At 39.5% G+C, this 21,235-nt stretch carries 21 protein-coding genes and 1 riboswitch; of the genes, 13 read left to right on the plus strand and 8 right to left on the minus strand.

The genetic code is table 11. The features are described 5' to 3' along the window. Nucleotides 1-200 precede the first annotated feature (200 nt). Entirely contained in the window at nucleotides 201-608 is a 408-nt protein-coding gene (locus G8761_RS25290) for an LAGLIDADG family homing endonuclease (RefSeq protein ID WP_166030710.1), read from the minus strand. Between the two features lie 239 nt (nucleotides 609-847). Beyond that, nucleotides 848-931: riboswitch (cyclic di-GMP riboswitch) on the plus strand. A 405-nt stretch (nucleotides 932-1,336) separates the two neighbouring features. On the opposite strand from G8761_RS25290, the gene G8761_RS25295 reads away from it, so the two are divergent. Continuing rightward, complete coding sequence (locus G8761_RS25295) at nucleotides 1,337-1,894, plus strand: DUF5317 domain-containing protein (RefSeq protein ID WP_166030711.1); 558 nt, start codon at nucleotides 1,337-1,339, stop codon at nucleotides 1,892-1,894. Then, nucleotides 1,884-3,698 (plus strand): bifunctional diguanylate cyclase/phosphohydrolase, encoded by a 1,815-nt coding sequence (locus G8761_RS25300; RefSeq protein WP_166030712.1) that lies wholly within the window; start codon nucleotides 1,884-1,886, stop codon nucleotides 3,696-3,698. Before G8761_RS25295 ends, G8761_RS25300 begins: the two co-directional genes overlap by 11 nt. 437 nt (nucleotides 3,699-4,135) lie before the next feature. On the opposite strand, the gene G8761_RS25305 is transcribed toward G8761_RS25300, so the two are convergent. Further along, a complete protein-coding gene (locus G8761_RS25305; protein WP_166030713.1) occupies nucleotides 4,136-5,869 on the minus strand; it encodes a methyl-accepting chemotaxis protein in 1,734 nt (577 codons plus the stop codon). Nucleotides 5,870-6,237: 368 nt separating this feature from the next. Here G8761_RS25305 and G8761_RS25310 point away from each other — a divergent pair, with 368 nt between their 5' ends. From G8761_RS25310 to G8761_RS25320, 3 genes are read left to right on the plus strand one after another with little or no spacing between them, the layout of a single operon-like run. Further along, complete coding sequence (locus G8761_RS25310; RefSeq protein WP_243450154.1) at nucleotides 6,238-7,215, plus strand: ABC transporter ATP-binding protein; 978 nt, start codon at nucleotides 6,238-6,240, stop codon at nucleotides 7,213-7,215. Continuing rightward, on the plus strand, nucleotides 7,212-8,015 hold the full coding sequence (locus tag G8761_RS25315; protein WP_166030715.1) for an ABC transporter permease: 804 nt from the start codon (nucleotides 7,212-7,214) through the stop codon (nucleotides 8,013-8,015). The genes G8761_RS25310 and G8761_RS25315 overlap by 4 nt, the downstream gene beginning before the upstream one ends. Before the next feature lie 3 nt (nucleotides 8,016-8,018). Beyond that, nucleotides 8,019-8,804, plus strand: coding sequence for an ABC transporter permease (locus G8761_RS25320; protein ID WP_166030716.1), 786 nt, complete (start codon nucleotides 8,019-8,021; stop codon nucleotides 8,802-8,804). Between the two features lie 292 nt (nucleotides 8,805-9,096). Here the strand turns inward: G8761_RS25320 and G8761_RS25325 are convergent, their stop codons facing one another. Genes G8761_RS25325 through G8761_RS25335 form a run of 3 tightly spaced genes read right to left on the minus strand, consistent with a single transcriptional unit; the run spans nucleotide 9,097 to nucleotide 10,953 of the window. Next, nucleotides 9,097-9,495: a VOC family protein gene (locus G8761_RS25325; protein ID WP_166030717.1), complete on the minus strand. Its 399-nt coding sequence runs from the start codon at nucleotides 9,493-9,495 to the stop codon at nucleotides 9,097-9,099. Further along, nucleotides 9,492-10,268, minus strand: a complete 777-nt coding sequence (locus G8761_RS25330; RefSeq protein WP_166030718.1) for a phosphosulfolactate synthase — start codon at nucleotides 10,266-10,268, stop codon at nucleotides 9,492-9,494. The genes G8761_RS25325 and G8761_RS25330 overlap by 4 nt, the downstream gene beginning before the upstream one ends. Beyond that, nucleotides 10,222-10,953 carry a 2-phosphosulfolactate phosphatase gene (locus G8761_RS25335; protein ID WP_166030719.1) on the minus strand — a complete coding sequence of 244 codons (732 nt, stop codon included), beginning with the start codon at nucleotides 10,951-10,953 and terminating at the stop codon, nucleotides 10,222-10,224. The genes G8761_RS25330 and G8761_RS25335 overlap by 47 nt, the downstream gene beginning before the upstream one ends. Nucleotides 10,954-11,182: 229 nt before the next feature. Here G8761_RS25335 and G8761_RS25340 point away from each other — a divergent pair, with 229 nt between their 5' ends. From G8761_RS25340 to cysC, 3 genes are all read left to right on the plus strand, one after another. Beyond that, nucleotides 11,183-11,914 carry a phosphoadenylyl-sulfate reductase gene (locus G8761_RS25340; protein ID WP_166030720.1) on the plus strand — a complete coding sequence of 244 codons (732 nt, stop codon included), beginning with the start codon at nucleotides 11,183-11,185 and terminating at the stop codon, nucleotides 11,912-11,914. A 93-nt stretch (nucleotides 11,915-12,007) separates the two neighbouring features. Beyond that, the gene (gene sat / locus G8761_RS25345) at nucleotides 12,008-13,171 is read left to right on the plus strand and encodes a sulfate adenylyltransferase (RefSeq protein WP_166030721.1); all 1,164 of its coding nucleotides are present in this window, start codon (nucleotides 12,008-12,010) and stop codon (nucleotides 13,169-13,171) included. Next, the gene (cysC, locus tag G8761_RS25350) at nucleotides 13,164-13,757 is read left to right on the plus strand and encodes an adenylyl-sulfate kinase (RefSeq protein WP_166030722.1); all 594 of its coding nucleotides are present in this window, start codon (nucleotides 13,164-13,166) and stop codon (nucleotides 13,755-13,757) included. The genes sat and cysC overlap by 8 nt, the downstream gene beginning before the upstream one ends. Nucleotides 13,758-13,983: 226 nt before the next feature. Here cysC and thrB read toward each other — a convergent pair whose 3' ends face one another. From thrB to G8761_RS25365, 3 genes are read right to left on the minus strand one after another with little or no spacing between them, the layout of a single operon-like run. Further along, nucleotides 13,984-14,898 (minus strand): homoserine kinase, encoded by a 915-nt coding sequence (thrB, locus tag G8761_RS25355; RefSeq protein ID WP_166030723.1) that lies wholly within the window; start codon nucleotides 14,896-14,898, stop codon nucleotides 13,984-13,986. Beyond that, nucleotides 14,895-15,956 carry a threonine synthase gene (thrC, locus tag G8761_RS25360; RefSeq protein ID WP_166030724.1) on the minus strand — a complete coding sequence of 354 codons (1,062 nt, stop codon included), beginning with the start codon at nucleotides 15,954-15,956 and terminating at the stop codon, nucleotides 14,895-14,897. Before thrC ends, thrB begins: the two co-directional genes overlap by 4 nt. Continuing rightward, the gene (locus G8761_RS25365; protein ID WP_166030725.1) at nucleotides 15,953-17,248 is read right to left on the minus strand and encodes a homoserine dehydrogenase; all 1,296 of its coding nucleotides are present in this window, start codon (nucleotides 17,246-17,248) and stop codon (nucleotides 15,953-15,955) included. The genes thrC and G8761_RS25365 overlap by 4 nt, the downstream gene beginning before the upstream one ends. Nucleotides 17,249-17,567: 319 nt before the next feature. Between G8761_RS25365 and G8761_RS25370 the strand changes: the two genes are divergently transcribed. The 5 genes from G8761_RS25370 to speD all read left to right on the plus strand — a co-directional run bounded on the left by G8761_RS25370 (nucleotide 17,568) and on the right by speD (nucleotide 21,011). After that, a complete protein-coding gene (locus G8761_RS25370) occupies nucleotides 17,568-17,993 on the plus strand; it encodes an organic hydroperoxide resistance protein (RefSeq protein ID WP_166030726.1) in 426 nt (141 codons plus the stop codon). 27 nt (nucleotides 17,994-18,020) lie between these two features. Continuing rightward, nucleotides 18,021-18,329 (plus strand): iron-sulfur cluster biosynthesis family protein, encoded by a 309-nt coding sequence (locus G8761_RS25375; protein WP_166030727.1) that lies wholly within the window; start codon nucleotides 18,021-18,023, stop codon nucleotides 18,327-18,329. A 92-nt stretch (nucleotides 18,330-18,421) separates the two neighbouring features. Further along, the gene (gene rpiA / locus G8761_RS25380; RefSeq protein ID WP_166030728.1) at nucleotides 18,422-19,093 is read left to right on the plus strand and encodes a ribose 5-phosphate isomerase A; all 672 of its coding nucleotides are present in this window, start codon (nucleotides 18,422-18,424) and stop codon (nucleotides 19,091-19,093) included. Nucleotides 19,094-19,112: 19 nt separating this feature from the next. Then, nucleotides 19,113-20,105: an LLM class flavin-dependent oxidoreductase gene (locus tag G8761_RS25385; protein WP_166030729.1), complete on the plus strand. Its 993-nt coding sequence runs from the start codon at nucleotides 19,113-19,115 to the stop codon at nucleotides 20,103-20,105. A gap of 84 nt (nucleotides 20,106-20,189) precedes the next feature. Further along, entirely contained in the window at nucleotides 20,190-21,011 is an 822-nt protein-coding gene (gene speD, locus G8761_RS25390; RefSeq protein ID WP_166030730.1) for an adenosylmethionine decarboxylase, read from the plus strand. Nucleotides 21,012-21,235 lie beyond the last annotated feature (224 nt).

A 21,235-nucleotide genomic window follows, 5' to 3' on the forward strand; every position in this document is an offset into this window, starting at 1 on the left:
ATAAGAAATTATTATAAAGCTAGATAACGAATGTTGGCTTATTCGCAGGATTTCAAATATGTACGGAGTACCAGGTTCCTTCAACAAAAGGGCTCTGACCCATCAGGTTAGCATAACTGGCCTCCACCCCTTAAGCTTTTTGCCTTACTTCTTGGCAAATAATTAGTTTAGGCCACATTTTAAAATTGCTAGGCTTTTTTTTATAATTTAAAAAAGATTTCTTCAAATAAAAGCTTCTCTTTTAATAATTCAGGAGCGTATTTTCCATTTCTAGATGTAACTTGATTATAATTATTAAGAATCCACTGAGCTCGTTTTTTCTTTTGTTCCACTCTTAAATAGGGAAGAATGCATCTTAAGATATTAAAGACATTTTCTTTCTTCTTTATTGATAAGGTAAAGGAATTTTTGTGTTTATGGGGTTTGTAATTCTTTTTATTAGTTATTAATCCATCGGTAAGAGATTGAATGTAAATTAGAAGTTCTTTATCTGTTGAGGCTACTGAAATGTAAGGACGACGAAATTCACTGTTATGCATTCTTGTTAAATGGATACTTCCTTCACCATCTATTATTCCTGCCACATAAGCAGCTTCCCAGTTTTCCATAATATTCTCCTTTATAAGAGCGTATGTTCTTATTTTCGTAATATAATTTTCAATTAGTAAAAACAATAGATAAGATATGTATTTTGCAGACAAATAGATTTGTCGAATTGAGTTGTCTGAAAATGTCGATAATTTAATCTTTTAAAATAGGTATATTTAACTATACAATCAACTTATAAGTAGTTCTTAAGTCCTGATAAACTTAAGAGAATCTACTTGCTTAGTAACTTTCACTAGAATAAACAGAAGGGCAAACTACCTGAAAGGGTAAGGCGCAAAGCTATAGGGGCTAAAGCAAAATGCAATGCCAGCCAGCTGCACTTAAGATATTTAAGAGCCCTTTTATATTACTAAAAGGGCTCTTAATCTTTATGCGCAATCCTTTCTCTGCTTGAAGATTTTTGAAAATCTATGGAGGATGGTGAAACGAAATGAAATTCAAGATTACAATGTTTTTATTTTTCGCCGCTATGTTTGTTTTATCTGCAGCATCTGCTTACAAGCTTGACTAAATCTGTCTAAAATCTGATTAATAGGGGGATTAAAAATGAAATTGCTTAATCTTTTAAGTCTATTTTTAATGGGACCGTCCTTCGCTTGGAAGTTAGACTGATTTAAAGATCAGATAAAGTATTTCTGGGCTGTGGAAAAAATAGTTTAGTTAAGAGCCGGAGGAGGCTAACTCCGGCTCCTTTGCCTGTTATTTAAGAGCATTTGGGGTGATTTATATGTTTGTTGATAGCATTATTATAGGAATTATCGCTTCATTAATTATGGGTGGAAGTTTGCAGCAGCTTGTTACTGTTAAACTTAATCATCCCTGGCTGATTGCAGTCTCTTTTATTATTCAGTTTGGTGCCATTTATATTTTCCTTGAATATTTATTGATGTCAGTTTGTGCTAGTAACATCGGACTTTTAATTTTCTGCCTGGTGAACTATAAGGATAAAGGTTTTAAGTATATGGTAATCGGTATTTTTATGAATTTGCTGGTGATGCTGGCAAACAAGGGTAGAATGCCTGTTGATGTTCAAGCAGCAAAAGCATTATCGCCTGAAGACTTCCCTGCATTTATGGCGGGTGAATATGGAAAACATATACCAATATCAGCCCATACCCATTTGAATTTTTTGGGTGATATTTTCTTCCTGCAGTATCCATATCCTCGGCCGATTATTATAAGTCTTGGGGATATTGTTTTATCAATTGGAGTAATTCTCTTTTTATATAAAGCAATGGCAAAAAGTAATAAAAAGTCTAAGGAAGTGGTGGGGTATGGAGGGTAACTTATTGCTAAATAGCTATCAAGCGTTATGCTTATCCATATTTTTGTTTCTCTCTTTTCTTTTATATCAGCCAATTAATGAAAGCACCTGGATTCTCGTTATTACCTTTGCGGGTGCTGCAACCCTATTTGATGAGCGCCCCATTGTCCTTCCATCTAGTGATAACTTATCATTAGTTACCCCATTGTTGTTTACCGCGGGTGTTTTATATGGTGTTTTTCCTATTTTTTTAATTAATATTTGTATGGTTGCTTTTCTAATTATGATAAATCCAAAAAAGTGGGTTTCACACGCTTTTAATGGGATTCAATACAGCCTTTCAGGTTATATAGGCTTTTTCTTCTTTAACCTGATATATAACCCGAAAATGGATTCCTTGATTGCTAATCTTCCCGCTTTTATCTCCTATGCGATTAGCTTCTTTATATCAAATGTTTTATTTTTATCTATTTATCTTTGCCTGCGTTCAAAAAAATCTATAGTAAACTTTTTAAAAATTTTCTTAGAAAGAAAAGCGGTTCTTATTTATTTTACTATGATGGCTTTAGGCCTTATTATGGCGGTAGTAGTTCGTGAAGAAGGCATTTTAGGAATTATTTTATTTTGTTTAATCATGTGGACTTTAGGAGTTTCTTATAGAAGTTATTATCAAATGTTTGATCATTTTCGTTCTTTAAGTGAGAAGGATGAGCTTACAAAGTTGTTTAATCACCGTTATTTCCAGGAAAATCTCGACACAACTATAAAAAACGAGGAGAAGGGTGCTCTCCTTTTAATAGATCTTGACCATTTTAAAGTATTTAATGACACTTTTGGCCACCCGGAAGGTGATAAATTACTGAGGGAGCTGGCAGGAATACTAACTGATTCCATTCCTTCAAGTGGTATTGCATGCCGATATGGAGGAGAGGAGTTTGCTATTATTCTCCCAGGTGAAGATACGAATTCCGCCATTCAAATTGCAGAGGAAATTCGAAGATCAGTTTCTGAACATCCTTTTAAAGGAAGAGAACATATGCCTCAGAAGAAGGTTACTGTTTCGATTGGCATTTCAACATTCCCTGATATGGGCCACTCCAGAGAACAATTAATTATGCTTGCGGATCAGGCATTATATAAAACCAAATACAGCAGCCGAAACAGAGTTCAGCTGTATACCTCAGTTATTGATGAATTAAAAGGCAATTATCAATTTGATTCTGCCGAGGAAGAAGAAGTAATTCAAACATTAAAGACATTTTTAATGATTATAAATTCAAAAGATCGTTATACCTATGGACATACAGAAAGGATTATGGAATATTCCGAACGGCTGGCTAGGAAGATAGGCCTTTCTAAAACTGAAGTTAAGAATATCCGCTATGGTGCCCTTCTTCATGATATAGGTAAAGTTGAAGTACCAACGGAAGTATTAAATAAAACATCGAAGCTTACGAATAGTGAGTGGGAAACCATTAAAATGCATGTCATCTGGGGAGAGCAGATGGTTCAATCTATTAAAGAGCTTAAGGATTGCTTGCCGATGATTAGGCATCACCACGAACGATATGATGGAAAAGGATATCCTGACCAACTAAGCAGTGAGTCTATCCCGCTTGCGGCACGAATTTTGACAATAGCAGATTGTTTCGATGCAATGACTACCAATCGCCCATACCAAAAAGCAATCTCTCCTGCAGAAGCTATTGATGAAATCATTCGCTGCTCAGGAACACAGTTTGACCCGCAAATAGTTCAGCCTTTCATCGAAGTGATTTCTGAATTAAAACCCGAACTTCAGCTGTTATATAAAAAGGAAGCTTAAAACGGATGCCGAAAGCGAAAGCAAAAAGACAAGTTTATAAATGAAAAAAAAGAGAGACCATTTTCGGTCTTCTTTTTTATTAAGGCTCTTATCTAAAAGGTTTTTGCAAATTGGTGAGACAGTAAGCAAAAATAGGCGAGACTCCTCGAAAATGCTACGCATTTCCTTCGTGAGTGGGCGGATTCCATGATGCTAATCCATTGTCCAGCGGGAAAAGCAAGCCAGGAGAGACCCCGCAGGTCGTTCTCGACCGATGAGGCGTGCTCCTGCGCCACAGAATACTCGAAGAAGCCAATCTTCAGCTCGTCGCAAAGCTGCAAGTAGCTGTACACAGATGCTTAATCACGAAGTTATTTACAGGCAGCAGCTTGATTGCCCGCGGAAAGCGAGTCTATTTTTGGATTAAGCTACAATAAAGTATACGAAAAGATCCTTTATTAAACAGTAAACTTTTTTATAGCATTATTTAAATCATTTATTTCGTCGTTTAACTTTGTTGCTGAATCTGAAACAACTTGAATAGCCCTTTGTTGTTCTTCAATTGAAGAAGTTACTTCTTCAGTAGAAGCAGCAGTTTGCTGGCTTACTGCCGCAATACTTTCAAATGAAGCTGTCAGACTTTCTTTTGCATTAAGTAATCCTTGCATATCCAGGCTAACAGTAGATATGGAAGAAAGAATATTTTGTATGGATTCGGCAATTAAGTTAAAAGAAGCTTCAGTATTGTTTACAGCAGTATTTTGCTCTTTCACGGTAGTAGAGGTTTTTTCAATCTCCGTATTTACAATACTTGTTTCCGCTTCAATTCCGCTAAGTGTGACTTTAACCTGTTTAGTTGCTTCAGATGTTTGTTCAGCCAGTTTTCGAACTTCTTCTGCCACAACAGCAAAACCTTTTCCGTGTTCTCCTGCACGTGCCGCTTCAATACTGGCATTTAGGGCTAACAAATTCGTTTGATTGGATATATCATTAATTGTTCCAACAATAGATTCAATTTCTTTTACCTTGTTTACTAAACCTTCCGTAACTTGTCCTACACCAATAATTAAACTATGTGTTTGATTGGATTTTGCTTTTAGTATTTCAACATTCTTTAAGCCTTGTTCATTCGATTGTTTAACCTCATTGGAGGAATTTAGCATTTGTTTATTTTTTTCATATAAACTCTCAATTTGTTTGGCAAATTCAATGGTGATATGGTTAGTGTCGTCGGAATCAGAGGCTTGCTGGACAGTTCCTCTAGTAATTTCATCTATTGCCCTTGAAATTTCATCTCCTGAAGCAGTGGTTTCTTCTGCGATTGCCGACAAATTTAAGGAGGTGGCGCTTATCTCTGAAATTGAAGTCTCTACACGGCTAATAAGGTCTTTAAGATGGGTAACCATAGAATTAAAACTCTTATTTAGAGTACCAATTTCGTCTTTTCGGTTATTTTCAGTTAATGAAATGGCTAAATTGCCATCTGATACCTCTGCTACTTGTTTGGTCAGCTTGGAAATAGGTGAAGCAAGATGTCGGGAGAATAGAAGAGTTACAATACTTCCGATCAATAAAGCGACCCCTAAGGTAATTAATAGGATTAATAATAAATTGTTTGCGGGCTTATTAAAATCCATTTTATAAGTTCCAGCTGTAACAGCCCATCCCCAATGTGGGTCCATTTCGCTGTATGTAATTTTTTCACCGAACTTTTTATCATTCTGAGGAAGGCTCCAAATATAAGTAACAAAACCGCCGCCAGATTTAGCTGTCTTTATTTGCTGCTGGACAAATAAGTTACCATTTTGATCCTTTGTATTCCAAACATTTTTGCCCTCAAGTGTTGGGTGAACCACTTCGTTGCCTTTCTCATCATAAGCAAGGAAATACCCATTTGCACCCAGATTAACCGGACTCTTTATTTTCCGAGTTCCATCAGCCTGCTTTGGGCCAATTAAGGTTTCCTTAACTCTATCCTGTGCTTCCTCAAGAGTTAGGTTGCCGTTCTCCACTTCCTTGTTCATATTATCAATTTGCTGAATAGCCATTTCAACGCCATTTTTTAAAGTCGTTTTTCCTAACTCATCAAGCCCATCCTTTGCATTTAGAAAGCCTACAATGCCAATTATTAAACTTGGAACAGCTAATAATAAAAGTGAAATGCTAATTAATTTAAATTTTATTTTTCTCATGATGTAAAGTTTTCCCCTTCATTCTTTGTGTTGTACTTGCTGCTTGCTATTTAAAACTCAATGTTCGAACCTCACCTCATTTGCTGTTAAGCGATTTCAACATATTTTATCTCTTATAGAGATTATCGGATAAAAAACGCTGTAATGAAGAGCACTAAAAAATTAAAGGAGTAGTTGTGTGGTAGATAATGGTGGAAGTAGTGCAAATGGTAAGGTGACTTTTCCTTGGGGAGGGTATGTATCTATCAAGTTATAACTTATTACAAAAAAATAAATTAAAACAGAAATATCAGAAATCTAATTGACAGTAAATCTGCTAAAGTGATAATATTTTCTCCTGTGACTCTTAAATGAGAGGGGGAAACTGTTTGATTAAAGTAGAAGGGTTAGGAAAATCATTTAAAGTGGCTAAGCGAACAGAAGGCTTGCGCCAATCTGTCCGGTCTTTATTTCATCGCGAATATACAACAGTGCAGGCGCTAAAGGACATTTCTTTTTCTATTGAGCCAGGAGAAATAGTTGGTTACATAGGGCCAAACGGTGCTGGCAAATCAACAACAATTAAAATCATGAGCGGAATATTGGTTCCGGACCAGGGAAGCTGTTCGATAATGGGATACACGCCCTGGAAGGAACGAGTCGCTTATGTAAAAAACATTGGAGTCGTCTTTGGACAGCGGTCACAGCTGTGGTGGGATGTTCCAGTAATCGATTCCTTCGAACTTCTTCGTGATATATACAAGGTTGCACCCCAAGACTACAAACAAAATGTCGAACTCCTAGTTGAAACACTTCATCTTCAGGATATACTTTACTCACCTGTGCGGCAGCTAAGCTTAGGACAGCGGATGCGCTGTGAAATAGCAGCATCGCTGATTCATAGTCCTCAAATCTTATTTTTGGACGAACCTACCATTGGACTGGATGCCGTTTCTAAATTGGCCGTTCGTCAATTTATTAAAACCATTAATAAAGAAAAGGGAATTACAGTTATTCTGACCACCCATGATATGAACGATATAGAAGCATTAGCTAACCGTGTTATCTTAATTGGCAGGGGAAGCCTGCTGTTTGATGGAAACCTAAATGAACTGCGCAGTAAATTCGGGACTCAGAAAACGATTGTTGCGGATTATCAGCAAAACGTTAACCCTATTCAGATACCTAATGCATCTATTGTATCCTGGACACCGGAACGAGCCATTTTAAATGTGGATACAAATAAGGCTGTCATCTCCGAAGTAATTACACAATTATCGGATCAGCTTGAACTGATTGATGTTTCGATTGAGGGGAAGCCAATTGAGGAAATAGTTTTACAACTTTATAAGGAGTACCAAATATGAAGACCTATTATTCTGTTTTGAGACTTCGTCTGAAAATAGGCTTGCAATATCGGACTGCCGCCTGGGCAGGAATTGCAACACAATTTTTCTTTGGAATTATTCAGATTATGGTGTTTGAAGCGTTTTATCAGCACTCAGCACATACTCCTCCTATTTCTTTAAAAGAATTAATTACCTATCTTTGGCTTCAGCAGGCCTTTCTTGCCTTTATAATGTTGTGGTTTCGCGATAATGAGCTGTTTAATCTTATAACAAGCGGCAATATTGCTTATGAGCTTTGCAGGCCTGCCGGTATTTATGGCTATTGGTTTGCAAGGCTCCTCTCCCAGCGATTATCAAGTGCGTTTTTAAGATGCTTTCCCATTTTACTTATAGCATTTTGTATTCCCGAGCCCCACCGTATGACTTTGCCGCCAAGCTGGACCTCGTTTGTTTTGTTCCTTTCTGCATTGGTGCTCGGGCTGCTTGTATTGGTGGCTATTTCTATGTTCATATATATATCAGTCTTTGTAACGATGTCTCCGGCAGGATCAACACTTATTTTTGCAGTGGTGGGTGAATTTTTTTCTGGAATAATCATTCCCATTCCGCTCATGCCGGAGTGGCTTCAAAAAGTGACCGGATGGCTGCCTTTTCATTTAACAGCAGACTTTCCATTTAGAGTTTACTCTGGTCATATTCCTCCTCCAGAGGCTGCAATGGGCGTCCTTGCTCAAATAATCTGGCTGGTTCTTCTTGTTGGTACAGGAATGTTTGCTTTGAAAAAAGTACTAAGAAGAGTTGTGGTCCAGGGGGGATAAATAATGAATCTTTATTTTAAATATTTCAGGATGCTTTTGAATTCCCAGATGCAGTACAGGGCTTCCTTTTGGCTTTTATGTATTGGCCAGTTTTTTACTCCTTTTGTTATGTTTGCTGGAATGTATTTTCTGTTTGAGCGCTTTGGCCAAATTAAAGGATGGGATTTCTTTGAGGTGGCCCTTTGCTTTGCAGTGATTCATATGGCCTTTTCAATTTGTGAATGCCTTGCAAGGGGTTTTGACTCGTTTTCTAATTTAGTTATTAAAGGCGAGTTTGACCGGATTCTTGTCCGGCCAAGAAGTACAGTCTTACAGATACTTGGTTCCAATATTGAATTTACAAGAGTCGGAAGGCTTATGCAAAGCGCGATTGTATTGATCTGGGCTGTGAGGAATATTGCAGTCGACTGGGACTTTTTTAAGTTGACCACTCTTTTCTTTATGGTTACAGGCGGTGTTTTTATTTTTACAGGCATATTCATACTAGCAGCTGCCATGTGCTTTTGGACCGTCCAAGGGCTGGAGGTAGCCAATGTATTTACCGATGGCGGCAAAGAAATGGCTCAATATCCATTAAATATCTATCAAAAATGGATTATCCGGTTTTTTACATATGTAATTCCGTTCGGCTGTGTGAACTATCTCCCGCTCCTGTATATCCTTGGGAAAAGCAATGGTGGCAGCGATTTGCTTTATATGATGATGCCTGCTGCGGGAATCCTTTTTATCCTTCCATGTTTGGCCGTATGGCATTTTGGAGTAAGGCATTATAGATCGACAGGTTCTTAATAGTTATATATATAGCTTTGTAGAAATAAAGGAGCCACTGGGGCTCCTTCTTTTAAATTTTCTAGCTCCTGTGCCAACGCTAATTCAGAGAAGCTAATATTAGGCTAGTCGAAAAGCTGCAAGTTGTCTGTCCAGAGAAGGATTTACAAGAAGTAAATCAGGTAGTTGCTTTGCTGAACGGGTGCTTGCGCTTTTCTTTTTTAATGGCTGTGTTAAAGCCTCTACCATGTTGATTGGTGCGGAAAGCGAGCGCCGTGAGCGAAAATCAACCGTCAAGTTTAACTGAGCCTATTTAATAAATCATTTCTTCATCATGGTAATATTTAAACTCCAGTAAATTATTAGCAGGATCAATCAGGAAAAAGGTTAAATGCTCCTCTCTTCTTCCAGGGAACCGGACCAATGGCTCCTGAAAAAAGCTTAGCCTCTGGGTAAGGGCATGCTCCAGGGTTTGATGATATTCTTCTTTATTCATAAAAGTAATACCATAATGGCGAGGATACATTTGAGGGGAAAGATCAATTTGGTCTGGATTTAGATGGCAGACCACCTGGTCACCAAAAAAATCAAATGTTACTCTGTCATGGTATCTCCGGGCCAATTTACAGCCCAGTTTTTCATAAAACTCTACGGTTTCATCCAGCTCCTTGCATGGAATCGCCAAATGAAACACTTTATTTGTATCTCTCATATTCTCTCCTCCTCAAATAAATGAAAGGTATCGGAACGCAAACCAAGTCTTAATGTTTCCAGCCCTACTGCATCGCTGAAAGGAATATTGGCCAAATTAACCTCCGACCCAGCAAGCATGATAAAAAAGGTCTGCATTTGCTTAGAGGGCGCCTCGAAAATAATATCGTTTAAAGGAATGTTGGAAGAAATAATCTCTTGAACAATGTCGTTCCGCATCTCCCCAGTATCACTGCAAATACCGCTCGTACCGCTTTCCCTTGCCTCAGTGATGACCTTCTTCGCACCTGCTTCTAAATCCTCCAGAATATATTCGAGCCATTCAGATGAACTAAACTCGCGGGAAAGAGTGCTGTCCTTGCTTCCTACTTCGCTGAAAACATGAAATTCTTTTGAAAAATCAGTGATGTGCCTGGCTTTTTCTTTATTGCTTAAGCTGAGCGTTCCGTTTGAAATCTCAATATGCCGGCAATCGTACTTTTTGCAATAAGTATAAAATTCTTCTATTTTATTTTGGCTTAGGAATTTTTCAAAAAGGGTGCCGCCAAAAAAGTAATCAACACCGTTCTCTTTCAGGCAGGAAATCTTTTCACCCAGGCGGGGAGAAACAATGGAGGTGCCCCAGCCGAATTTAACAAAGTCTATATAGCAGCCAGCACTGTAGATTGTATCCCTGAAGAATTGAAGTGGAATTCCGTTATCAATCAAAATAGTGATTCCGCGTTCTCTAGGCTTTTCTTGTCTGGCTGGCAGCTTTAATCCTGAATGGTTCATTTACATCCACCCTCACAATTCTAGGAAGTCCATTTAAACAATCCACAGCCATAACAAAACTGCTGTCGAGTTCTTTTTTACAAAAAGAAATGTCCTCGCAATCAAATTCCGGTTGAGATTCATCATAAAATTTTTGGGCTGCATCACAGTTTTCTATTCTATTGACTGTATCAGTAAAGGTTACAGCTCCATCTCTTAAAAGAAGTGATTGAATATATTCTGCACAAGCTAAATCATCGTCTCCGCTTGGATGAGAGGCGATAATGTTTACCACCGAATCCCGATTAAGGCTTCTTCGAATATATTCAGCTGTATTTTTTGCATTCGAAAACCCAGTTACAAAAATGAAATCTGCCTGTAAGGCGTTTAATGTGGCTTCCACACCGTTAGTAGTTTTTTGAACAATCGTTTTCCCGTCTGCATTTTCACAGGCCATCCTCTTCGGTGAGTTATCAAGGTCAAATTCTGGAATTGGAAGACCTTTTACCTCTCCAGCAAGAAGATAATCGGGATGTTCCTTTTTTAATTGAATAGCCTCTGGAACGGAGGGGACCAGCAGTATTTCCTTTACACCCCCAAGGAAAGCATAATGGGAGACAGTAAACGCCCTGATGACATCGATCACAACATTCACATCTGCATACGGCAAATCATGTTTATGCCCTTGAAAAATATTAATCTTCATTTCTTTTCTCCTATAAATTACTTGGTTAGTTTCGGTTAGTTTCTAATGTATTCGCCTAGTTAATTTACGGTACCAAATTCCAGTAATTTTTTAAAATCCTTCTAAATGGGCTTTTACCCTGTGAACACTTCTTTTACCAGTTGAATAACCTGTACTTAGGTTTTAACCTATTTTCACATTGAAAAAGAGGGTGTTAGGAAACTCAACACTTTAAAGCGAGGGGAAAAGAATGGATAGAGCTCTAACCTATGAAAAATGGGATGAAGAGACGGTTAAGCTCCTGGTTGAAGGATTTAGCGATACCATGGAAGTCCTTAAATGGTCTTATAGAGAATACGGGGAGAATATCGTCTATGCCTGCAGCTTTGGAGCTGAAGGGATTGTACTCCTTGATTTAATTTCAAAAATAAATAAAAAGGCAAGAATTGCTTTTTTAGATACAGGGCTTCATTTTGATGAAACATACGAGGTAATTGAGGCGGTAAAAAAGAGGTATCCAGAATTTAAAATTGAAATGATAAAGCCTTTTGTAACGCTCGAACAGCAGGAAAAAGAATATGGGAAGGAATTATGGAAGCATAATCCGAACCTCTGCTGCCAACTGCGAAAGGTTGAGCCTCTTGCTCGAGAGCTTTCGAAAGTTCAGGCCTGGATTTCCGGTCTTCGCAGAGAGCAATCGATAACTCGGAAGGATGTTCAATACCTTAATAAAGATGAAAAGTTTAAAAACATAAAAATTTGCCCTTTAATCCATTGGAAATGGGATGAAATATGGACTTACATCAACTTAAATGATCTCGACTATAATATACTTCACGATCAAAATTATCCCAGTATTGGCTGCAAGCCCTGTACGCTTCCCGTTGAGGAGAATTCGGACCTTCGAGCCGGAAGGTGGGCACAAATGGCAAAAACAGAATGTGGTTTACACCAAACCTCACAGGAGCACGGTTACCGATAGGGCGATTGCAGGTGCTGGTATTAGTTTTTAAAAAGGTATTGCTTGGACAATTTCAGGTATTTAAAGCATTGAGAGTATTAGGAGGAAGATAACATGATTCAGCCCCATGGAGGAGTATTAATTAACCGGATCGATTACAGCCAGCCGGTTAACAGGAATAATGTAAGAGTAGAATTGGATAATACTGCTTTAAGCGACCTGGAACTAATCGCCATTGGGGCGTACAGTCCATTAACGGGTTTTATGGGTGAAAATGATTACCGGTCCGTAGTTAAAAACATGCGTCTTCATGACGGAACTGTTTGGAGCATCCCAATTACGCTTCCGGTTTCTGAAGCTACAGCAAAAAGAATTCGCTGCGGAGATACCGTCAATCTTGAAAAGGATGGAATAGTCTATGGAGTAATGACGGTCACAGATTTATTTTTTCCAGATAAACAGGAAGAAGCGGAAAAGGTTTACCGGACCTCAGAGCTTCAGCATCCAGGAGTAAAAAAATTATTCGAACGGGAAAATGTTTATCTCGGCGGTCCTATCATTCTGGTTAGAAGGCCAGCTAGACAATTTGAAGGGCATACACTTGACCCGCTCGAAACAAGAGCCCGGTTTATCGAGCTGGGCTGGGGAACAATTGTTGGTTTTCAAACCAGAAATCCTGTACATCGTGCCCATGAGTATCTTCAAAAGTGTGCCCTTGAGATGGTTGACGGACTGTTTCTAAATCCTCTGGTTGGCGAAACAAAAGCAGACGATATTCCAGGAGATGTACGAATGAAAAGCTATAAAGTCCTGCTGGAGAAATATTATCCGTCCACAAGGGTTCTTCTTTCGGTCTTTCCAGCAGCCATGCGTTATGCAGGCCCTCGGGAAGCAATCTTTCATGCACTTGTCAGGAAAAACTACGGTTGTACCCATTTTATCGTTGGAAGGGACCATGCAGGAGTAGGGAACTATTATGGTACCTATGACTCTCAAAAGATCTTTAGCTCTTTTACAAAAGAAGATATAGGTATAACTACTTTATTCTTTGAGAATAGCTTCTACTGTACAAAGTGTGAAAATATGGCCTCTTATAAGACTTGTCCGCATGAAGAAAAGGATCATGTCTCGCTGTCAGGTACGAAAGTAAGGGCCATGCTCCAAAAAGGGGAGGCGCCGCCAAAAGAGTTTAGCAGGCCGGAAGTGGCTCAAGTGTTAATTGAAGGGCTGCAGCAGCAAATACTAATCCAAACAGGTACGGTGGCTTCAGATGGATAAAAATATAGTCTGGCACCCTGCATCATTGAAGAAAAAAGACAGGCAGTTCCTCAATGGACACAGCAGCTTTGTCCTTTGGTTCACTGGTCTATCAGGTTCAGGTAAATCTACACTTGCAAACGAGGTGGACCGTCAGCTTTATTCCATTGGCCGGAGAAGCTATATCCTGGACGGTGATAATATCCGCCACGGGTTAAACAGGGATCTTGATTTTACAAATGAGGACCGGATTGAGAATATCCGGCGGATCGGGGAAGTTTCCAAACTTTTTGTAGACAGTGGAACGATTATTTTGACTGCATTTATTTCTCCGTTTAGGGAGGATCGCGCCTTAGTTCGAAAATTGTTTGAAGAGGAAGAATTTATAGAGGTCTACCTTAACTGTCCACTTGGAGTCTGTGAACTCCGGGATTCCAAAGGATTGTATAAAAGAGCGAGAAACGGGGAGATCAGGAATTTTACAGGTATTGACTCTCCATATGAACCGCCTGTACAACCAGAATTGGCCATTGATACATCCCAGCAGGGAGTTCAAGGGGCGGCTGAAAGTATAATCAACTATTTAAAAGAGAGAGATCTTATATGAAAATTAAGCCTAGTCCTAGCACCCCATAAAGAGGCGGCTATGACTAGGCTTTTTTTCCAAGTTTAGTTGATTTGCGCGAAATAAAGATGCCCAAAACAGCAAATTGAATTGAGATATGAGCCAACTTGATGAGTCTAAAACATCAAAATCGGTTCAAAGTAAAAGGCGCGGGGTTCACAAATCACAAAAAAGCCCTTTCGGTAAGCCGGAAGAGCGAGTAAATTACTTAGCTGCATTTCTCCATTTTGGAAACTGAGCTTCCATTTTGTTCGATATTTAGCAGCTTCACCTTCATTTGTGGAAGTTCTCTTTTTAAGTGTTCTGAAAGCCCAAGCCCGAGTCCTTTTTCAGCAAAACATAAAATAGTGGGGCCAGCACCGCTTAATGCTGCACCAAAAGCACCGCCAGACTTTGCTGTGTTGCAAGCCTCTTTATAAAAGGGGATAAGCGGCTTGCGATAGGGCTGGTGAAAAAGATCCTGTTCCATCATTTTGCCTGCTAAACTCCAGTGTTTGCCCAATAATGCTGCCACCAGCAAGTTTGCAGCAGAAGAGGCTTTTACTGCCTCCGAATATGGCAGGGATGAAGGCAGTACTTGTCGTGCATCCTTGGTCAATAGAATGTCCTCAGGAATAAGAGCCACTACTTCAAAACTATTTAACTGGAAGGATAACAAATCAGTTTCTCCATTTTGATAGCTTCCTATCACCAGTCCGCCAAAGATAGAGGCACCGACATTATCCGGATGGCCTTCCATAGCTGTTGCTATCTGCAGCTTCTCATCCTTTGTCAGCTGAAGTCCGCCTGCAAAGTCTGCTAATTCGATTCCGGCAACAATTGCAGCTGCACTGGATCCAAGGCCGCGAGCCAGAGGGATTTGACTTTCCATCACTACTTTACAAGGTGTCAGTGAGACACCGTACTTGGAGGCAACATGATTGGCCACCTGACAAATGAAATGGCGATGATCTCCCGGGAATTGTTTTAGCTCAGGACATGAAGTTGTAAAACTCCATTGGTCACTTTTTTCTGCCTCCAATATTAAAAATAAATCAAGAGCCAGGCCGATTGAATCAAAGCCCGGGCCGAGATTTGCGGTGCTGGCGGGAACCTTTATCATGCATTTGTCACGAAGGATCATCCCTGAACAACTCCCCTGATGTACCCTATAACTGATTCCTCATCATTTGAAAGCTGTACAGGCTGGATTAAACTATGATTAATTGCCGTATCGGGATCTTTTAAACCATTCCCGGTAAGAACAGCCACAATTCTGCTTCCTTTTTTGACTTTTCCGCTTTGAACATTTTTGTATAAACCAGCCAGGGAAGCGCAGGAGGCAGGCTCAGCAAAAATACCTTCCTTCCTGGCCAGCAGTTTATAAGCAGATAGAATTTCCTTATCACTTACTTCATCAAAATATCCATCAGATTCTGCTACAGCTGAAACGGCTAAATCCCAGCTGGCAGGATTTCCAATCCTTATGGCGGTAGCAATGGTTTCTGGATTTTCAAAAACTCTATTATGGACTAAAGCAGCCGCACCCTCTGCCTCAAAGCCAAACATCCTTGGCAGCCCAGTTCCTTTGAGATTTTCATATTCCTTGAAGCCCTTCCAGTAAGCACTTATATTTCCGGCGTTCCCAACTGGAATAGCCAGAATATCAGGGGCCGCACCCAGCTGGTCACAAATCTCAAAGGCAGCTGTTTTTTGGCCTTCAATTCGATAAGGATTTACTGAGTTAACAAGGGTAATAGGTTCGGAAGCACTGACCTGCCTGACCATTTTCAGGGCCTGGTCAAAATTCCCCTTAATTGAAATAATCTCGGCACCATACATCATAGCCTGAGCAAGTTTGCCGGCTGCAATTTTTCCTTCCGGGATAACAATGATACAGCGCAATCCTGAACGGGCTGCATAAGCCGCAGCAGAAGCGGAGGTATTACCCGTAGAGGCACAGATAATCATCTTGCTTCCTGATTCAAGCGCCTTGGCTACAGCAAGGACCATTCCTCTGTCCTTAAATGATCCTGTTGGGTTTGCTCCCTCATATTTGACATAAAGGTCAATTTCCCAATCATTTGATAAATTATCCAGCCTAATAAGCGGGGTATTACCCTCATTTAGTGTTAGAGAGGGGGTGTTTGGACCAACTGGTAAATAGTCTTTATACGATTCTATTAAACCCTGCCATCTCATAATGAATTTCCCTCCACTCGGTAGGAGCTTTTAATCTTTTTAACTGCCTTGAGATTTTCAAGCTCCGTTAAAATTTGTTTATAGGAGGTAACAGAGGCTCTGTGAGTGACCAGGACAATTTCTGCTGTTTCATTTTTCTTAACAGGAAGCTGGAGAATCTTTTCAAAGCTGACCCCAAAGCTGGCAAAGATGGAGGTGATTTCTGCAAAAACTCCCACTTCATCCTGTACATGCAGGCGAAGAAAGTACTTTGAAAACTTTTCACAGTCATCCTTTAGCTGTTTCGGGTACTGTGGAGTAACCGCGCTGCGGCCATTCACACCAAGACGAAGATTTTTAATTACGCCCACCAAATCTGAAACAACCGCTGTTGCGGTAGGAAGACTTCCTGCACCTGGGCCGTAAAACATGGTTTCTCCTACAGCCTCGCCATACACATAGACTGCGTTATACTCATTCTGGACAGATGCAAGAGGGTGGCTATCAGACAGTAAGGTAGGAGCAACGCTAACCTCAACCTTTTCACCTTCACGATGGGCAAAGCCGATTAATTTCATCGTATATCCCAGTTGTTTCCCGTACCGTAAGTCGTCATCTGTAACAGCTGATATTCCACTCACTTTCACATCATCAAGGTCGACTTTCATGGAGAATCCCAGGGTTGCAAGAATAGCCATTTTTCTTGCGGCATCCAGCCCTTCAACATCTGATGTAGGATCTGCTTCAGCAAAGCCCAAGTCCTGGGCATCTTTTAGAACGTCCTCATAGGCTCTGCCTTCCTTGCTCATTTTGGTCAAAATATAATTCGTTGTCCCATTAACAATTCCCATCATTTTAATGATTCGGTCGGAAGAGAGGCCATCAACCAAACTTCTTAGAATAGGGATACCACCTGCGACGCTTGCTTCATAAAATAAATCACATTGGTTTTCATAAGCAACGGTTAAAAGCTCAGAGCCATGCAATGCCATTAAATCCTTATTAGCAGTGACAACATGTTTCTTCCCTTTCATCGCTTCGATTAAGATTCCTTTTGTATCATCAATTCCTCCCATAACTTCAATGACTACATCTATCTCTGGATCAAGTATGATATCATCAGGATTTGTTGTAAGCATGGTTTTATCAATATCCAAAGTTCGTGCCTTGGCTGGATCTTGGACAAGAATCTTTTTAATTTTGACCGGACAGCCTACTTGGTGCATTAACTTGTCCTGATGGTTTTCAATAATTTTCACTACACCAGTTCCCACAGTTCCTAAACCTAAAAGTCCCACTGAAATTGGATTCATAATTTCCTCCCGAATGTTTACTGCGTATGAACAAATGTATTTATATAGTAGACATTATAGAATTGATAAACAATTTTGACAACAGGTATTTTAATCAAAATTAACGTGTAACCGTTTACTATGCGGTTGTACTGCGGAAAAATATTTTTAATAAAAAGGGTTATGTTAATTTTTCCTTTTGATTTTTGTATTAAAAATCACATACCAAGCTTGAAAAGTTCTATTACTAAAACACATTGCAGTGGTTAATGACTTAAAAAAACGGGAATGGTATAAGGGTTGTTTTTACAAAAATCGCTGAATTGAAAGGGGAATTTTTATGTCTGAGACATTATTCACATCATCTGCCACTGCGGTTGGGGGAAGGGAAGGAAGAGTAGAGTCCCCTGACGGAGTAATTAAGATGGATCTCGCCATGCCGGGTACCCCACGGGCTGAGAAGCTTCCTAATGCAGCCAATCCTGAGCTCCTTTTTGCATCTGGCTATGCTGCATGCTTTGATGGCGCCCTGCAGCTAATGGCACGAAAAGAAAGAGTTAAATTTGATTCCGAAGTTACTGCTAATGTAAGCCTAATAAAAGATGAAACGGATGATGGGTTTAAACTTGGGGTTACACTTCAGGTAAAGGGAACAGGAATTGAAAAAAACCAGCTTGAGGACCTAGTGCACAAAGCACATGAATTTTGTCCATACTCAAAAGCGACAAGGGGAAATATTGAGGTTAAACTAGAAGTTGTGGAATAAAATCTTTTTCCTGGGAAGGTAAAAAACATGGAAATTGTTATTAAACCAAACGCTCTTGAGGAGTTAAAAAAGCTGGAGTTCAAAAAAGAAGAAGGTTTTAGAATTGAGGCAATATTTGTAGGAAGCTGTTCGATATATGCCAACCATCATCTAAAAGTGGATCAGAAACGTCCGGATGATGACTTGTTTATAGTTGAAGATATTCCGGTTTTAATTTCACTAGAAAGCCAGAAGCACCTTTCTAACAAGCTTACCTTGGATTATAATCCGAAGTTTGGTTACAAACTCTCTTCCAATGAAGAAATCTACAGCTTCAATTTAAAAATTGAAAAATAGCGAAGACAGGCCTAGAGGGCCTGTTTTTATTTGATTTAAATCCCTCTATCTAGGGAACATTTAACAGATAGATTAAAAAAGGCGGGACAGCTATGAATGAAAAACAATTAGTTGGTGAAAAAGCTGCTGAGTTTGTAAAAGAGGGAATGGTTGTTGGTCTCGGCACAGGCTCAACAGTCTTTTATACATTGAAAAAGCTTGGTCAGCTGGTGAAAGAGGGACTTTCCATTAAAGGCATTCCTACCTCCAAACAAACTGAAAAATTAGCCGAGGAATTCGGGATTCCTCTAATAAATTTTCGGGAAATTGATTCTATAGATATTGCTATTGATGGTGCTGATGAGGTTGACCCTAAAATGAATCTAATAAAGGGTGGAGGGGGAGCTTTATTACGGGAAAAAATTATTGCCCATGCCGCTAAAAAGTTTATTGTGGTCGCTGACCCCTCAAAAGCTGTAAATAGGCTGGGACAGTTTCCTTTACCAGTGGAAATTATTCCATTTGGATTTGAAATGACAATTAAACATATTAGCTCTCAGGGTTTATCTCCAAAATTAAGACAAAAGAATGGGACTAAATTTATAACGGACAATGGAAATTATATTGCTGACTGTGTACTTCCGAAGGAATTGGATTTAAAAATAGCTGAACAGCTTCTTAATATGATTCCTGGAGTTGCTGAAAATGGACTGTTTCTTGGCATGGCTGATACAGTAGTGACTCTCGATAAAGATAAGAACATTTTATTGAAGGAACGTTCGTAAGAGAAAGAAGGTTTTTCTTTTGAAATTGAGTGTGCTTGACCAATCAGTTATCCGAAAAGGGGGCAATGCCAGCGAAGCATTGAGGAATACCCTAAAGCTTGCGGAAATAACAGAGGAGCTGGGGTATACGCGGTTTTGGACAGCTGAGCACCATAATTCCAACGGCATGGCTGGGACCTCTCCTGAAGTTTTAATTTCAGCTATTGCCTCGAGAACAAAAAGAATACGTGTTGGATCGGGCGGGATTTTACTTCCGCAGTACAGCCCTTTTAAAGTGGCAGAGGACTTCAGAGTACTTGAAGCTTTATTTCCAAACCGATTAGATTTGGGATTGGGCCGTTCCCCTGGTGGTTCACCAGAAACGCGCCTTGCTCTGACAGACGGCCTAAGGAAAAGCATGAATGAGTTTCCCAGGCAGGTCAGGGATTTACAGAACTTTTTAGGAGAAAGCGTGCCCGAAGACCATCCTTATCATGGAGTAGCCGCTTACCCAATGACAGAGACGAAACCTGAAATGTGGGTTTTGGGTGTGACACACAGGGGTGCAAGAGTGGCTGCTGATAATGGAACTGCTTTTACATTCGGTCACTTTATCCATCCGGAAAACGGGAAAGATTCATTGAACTATTACTATGAACACTTTCTTCCCTCTCCTTTATTAAAAAATCCTTTAGCGAACGTCTGTATTTTTATTGTATGTGCCCCGACTTTGGAAAAGGCAGAGGAGTTGGCACTTAGCCAGGATTTGTGGCTTCTTTCAGTCGAACAGGGGAAGGATACTCGAATACCCTCAACTGAAGAGGCTAAAGCGGCAGTGCTGACAGAAAATGAGCAAAAAAGAATCCGTGAAAACCGGAAGCGAATGCTGATTGGAACTCCTGATATGGTTAAGGAAGAACTATTTAAATTAAGTGAAATATATCAAACGGATGAGTTTCTTATTTTAACCAACATTTACAGTTTTGAGGATAAAATGAGATCTTACCAACTCCTTGCAGAAAAAATCCTGTAAAGATAGTTTGTTTTTCCTTTTAAAACTTTGGGTATTATAAAAATAATATGCATTATACGAGAAATTTTTAAAGGGGAAATCCAAATGACACTAAGTCCAGAACAGCGGATTGAATTGCATGGATTTAATAATCTTACAAAAACATTAAGCTTTAATATGTATGATATTTGCTACACCAGAACGAAAGAAGAACGTGAAGCATATTTAGAATATATTGATGAACAATACAATGCTGACAGGCTTACAAAGATATTAAAACATGTTACTGAAATCATTGGTGCGCATGTTTTGAATGTCGCTAAACAGGATTATGTGCCTCAGGGAGCCAGTGTCACGATTTTAGTATCGGAAGGACCTGTAGTGGAAGTTCCAAATGAAGTATATGACGAATCTCCCGGACCTCTTCCAGACTCTGTTGTTATGCAGCTCGATAAGAGCCATATTACCGTGCATACTTATCCAGAGTATCATCCGGACGAGGGTATTAGTACATTCCGGGCAGATATAGATGTTTCAACCTGTGGAGAAATCTCCCCGCTTAAAGCGTTAAACTATCTCATTCGTTCCTTTGATACTGACATTATGTCTATCGACTATAAAGTTCGTGGATTTACAAGAGACAAACGTGGGAAAAAGCTGTTTATTGACCATGACATTAGCTCCATCCAGAATTATATTCCTGATGATATCAAGGATATGTTTGATATGATTGATGTGAATGTTTATCAGGATAACATCTTCCATACCAAATGTAAGCTAAAAGAATTTGACCTTAATAACTACCTGTTCGGGTATACCCGGGACAAACTAAGACCGGAAGAGGAAGAAGAAATCACCGAAAAGCTTTTGATGGAAATGGATGAAATCTTCTATGGTAAAAATATCAGGCCAGGTTCTCTCAAATAATGCCCCTTGGTATTTAAACAAACGTTTGATTAATAACGTGAAAATGATCGAAACTCCTTGGCGACAGGGAATTGGAGAATTTAAACAAACGTTTGATTAATATTATTTATACAGTTGAAAGCCGTCACCTTTTAAAAGTGAGACGGCTTTTTTTGTCGGTTAGGAAATTATAGATTTTCACCTTGTGGAAAACTCCGAACTAGGTTATTGTAATCCAGCTCCAG

It is taken from the genome of Neobacillus terrae (assembly GCF_011393025.1).
Taxonomy (GTDB): domain Bacteria; phylum Bacillota; class Bacilli; order Bacillales; family Cytobacillaceae; genus Neobacillus_A; species Neobacillus_A terrae.

What these genes read in the sequence shown, in the direction of transcription:
- G8761_RS25305 (WP_166030713.1), bottom strand. Translation starts at nt 5,869, where the DNA reads ATGAGAAAAATAAAATTTAAATTAATTAGCATTTCACTTTTATTATTA.
- cysC (WP_166030722.1), top strand. Translation starts at nt 13,164, where the DNA reads ATGGATAAAAATATAGTCTGGCACCCTGCATCATTGAAGAAAAAAGAC.
- G8761_RS25370 (WP_166030726.1), top strand. Translation starts at nt 17,568, where the DNA reads ATGTCTGAGACATTATTCACATCATCTGCCACTGCGGTTGGGGGAAGG.
- G8761_RS25320 (WP_166030716.1), top strand. Translation starts at nt 8,019, where the DNA reads ATGAATCTTTATTTTAAATATTTCAGGATGCTTTTGAATTCCCAGATG.
- G8761_RS25315 (WP_166030715.1), top strand. Translation starts at nt 7,212, where the DNA reads ATGAAGACCTATTATTCTGTTTTGAGACTTCGTCTGAAAATAGGCTTG.
- sat (WP_166030721.1), top strand. Translation starts at nt 12,008, where the DNA reads ATGATTCAGCCCCATGGAGGAGTATTAATTAACCGGATCGATTACAGC.
- G8761_RS25330 (WP_166030718.1), bottom strand. Translation starts at nt 10,268, where the DNA reads ATGAACCATTCAGGATTAAAGCTGCCAGCCAGACAAGAAAAGCCTAGA.
- G8761_RS25290 (WP_166030710.1), bottom strand. Translation starts at nt 608, where the DNA reads ATGGAAAACTGGGAAGCTGCTTATGTGGCAGGAATAATAGATGGTGAA.
- G8761_RS25340 (WP_166030720.1), top strand. Translation starts at nt 11,183, where the DNA reads ATGGATAGAGCTCTAACCTATGAAAAATGGGATGAAGAGACGGTTAAG.
- thrC (WP_166030724.1), bottom strand. Translation starts at nt 15,956, where the DNA reads ATGAGATGGCAGGGTTTAATAGAATCGTATAAAGACTATTTACCAGTT.
- rpiA (WP_166030728.1), top strand. Translation starts at nt 18,422, where the DNA reads ATGAATGAAAAACAATTAGTTGGTGAAAAAGCTGCTGAGTTTGTAAAA.
- G8761_RS25365 (WP_166030725.1), bottom strand. Translation starts at nt 17,248, where the DNA reads ATGAATCCAATTTCAGTGGGACTTTTAGGTTTAGGAACTGTGGGAACT.
- speD (WP_166030730.1), top strand. Translation starts at nt 20,190, where the DNA reads ATGACACTAAGTCCAGAACAGCGGATTGAATTGCATGGATTTAATAAT.
- G8761_RS25375 (WP_166030727.1), top strand. Translation starts at nt 18,021, where the DNA reads ATGGAAATTGTTATTAAACCAAACGCTCTTGAGGAGTTAAAAAAGCTG.
- G8761_RS25335 (WP_166030719.1), bottom strand. Translation starts at nt 10,953, where the DNA reads ATGAAGATTAATATTTTTCAAGGGCATAAACATGATTTGCCGTATGCA.
- G8761_RS25300 (WP_166030712.1), top strand. Translation starts at nt 1,884, where the DNA reads ATGGAGGGTAACTTATTGCTAAATAGCTATCAAGCGTTATGCTTATCC.
- thrB (WP_166030723.1), bottom strand. Translation starts at nt 14,898, where the DNA reads ATGATCCTTCGTGACAAATGCATGATAAAGGTTCCCGCCAGCACCGCA.
- G8761_RS25325 (WP_166030717.1), bottom strand. Translation starts at nt 9,495, where the DNA reads ATGAGAGATACAAATAAAGTGTTTCATTTGGCGATTCCATGCAAGGAG.
- G8761_RS25295 (WP_166030711.1), top strand. Translation starts at nt 1,337, where the DNA reads ATGTTTGTTGATAGCATTATTATAGGAATTATCGCTTCATTAATTATG.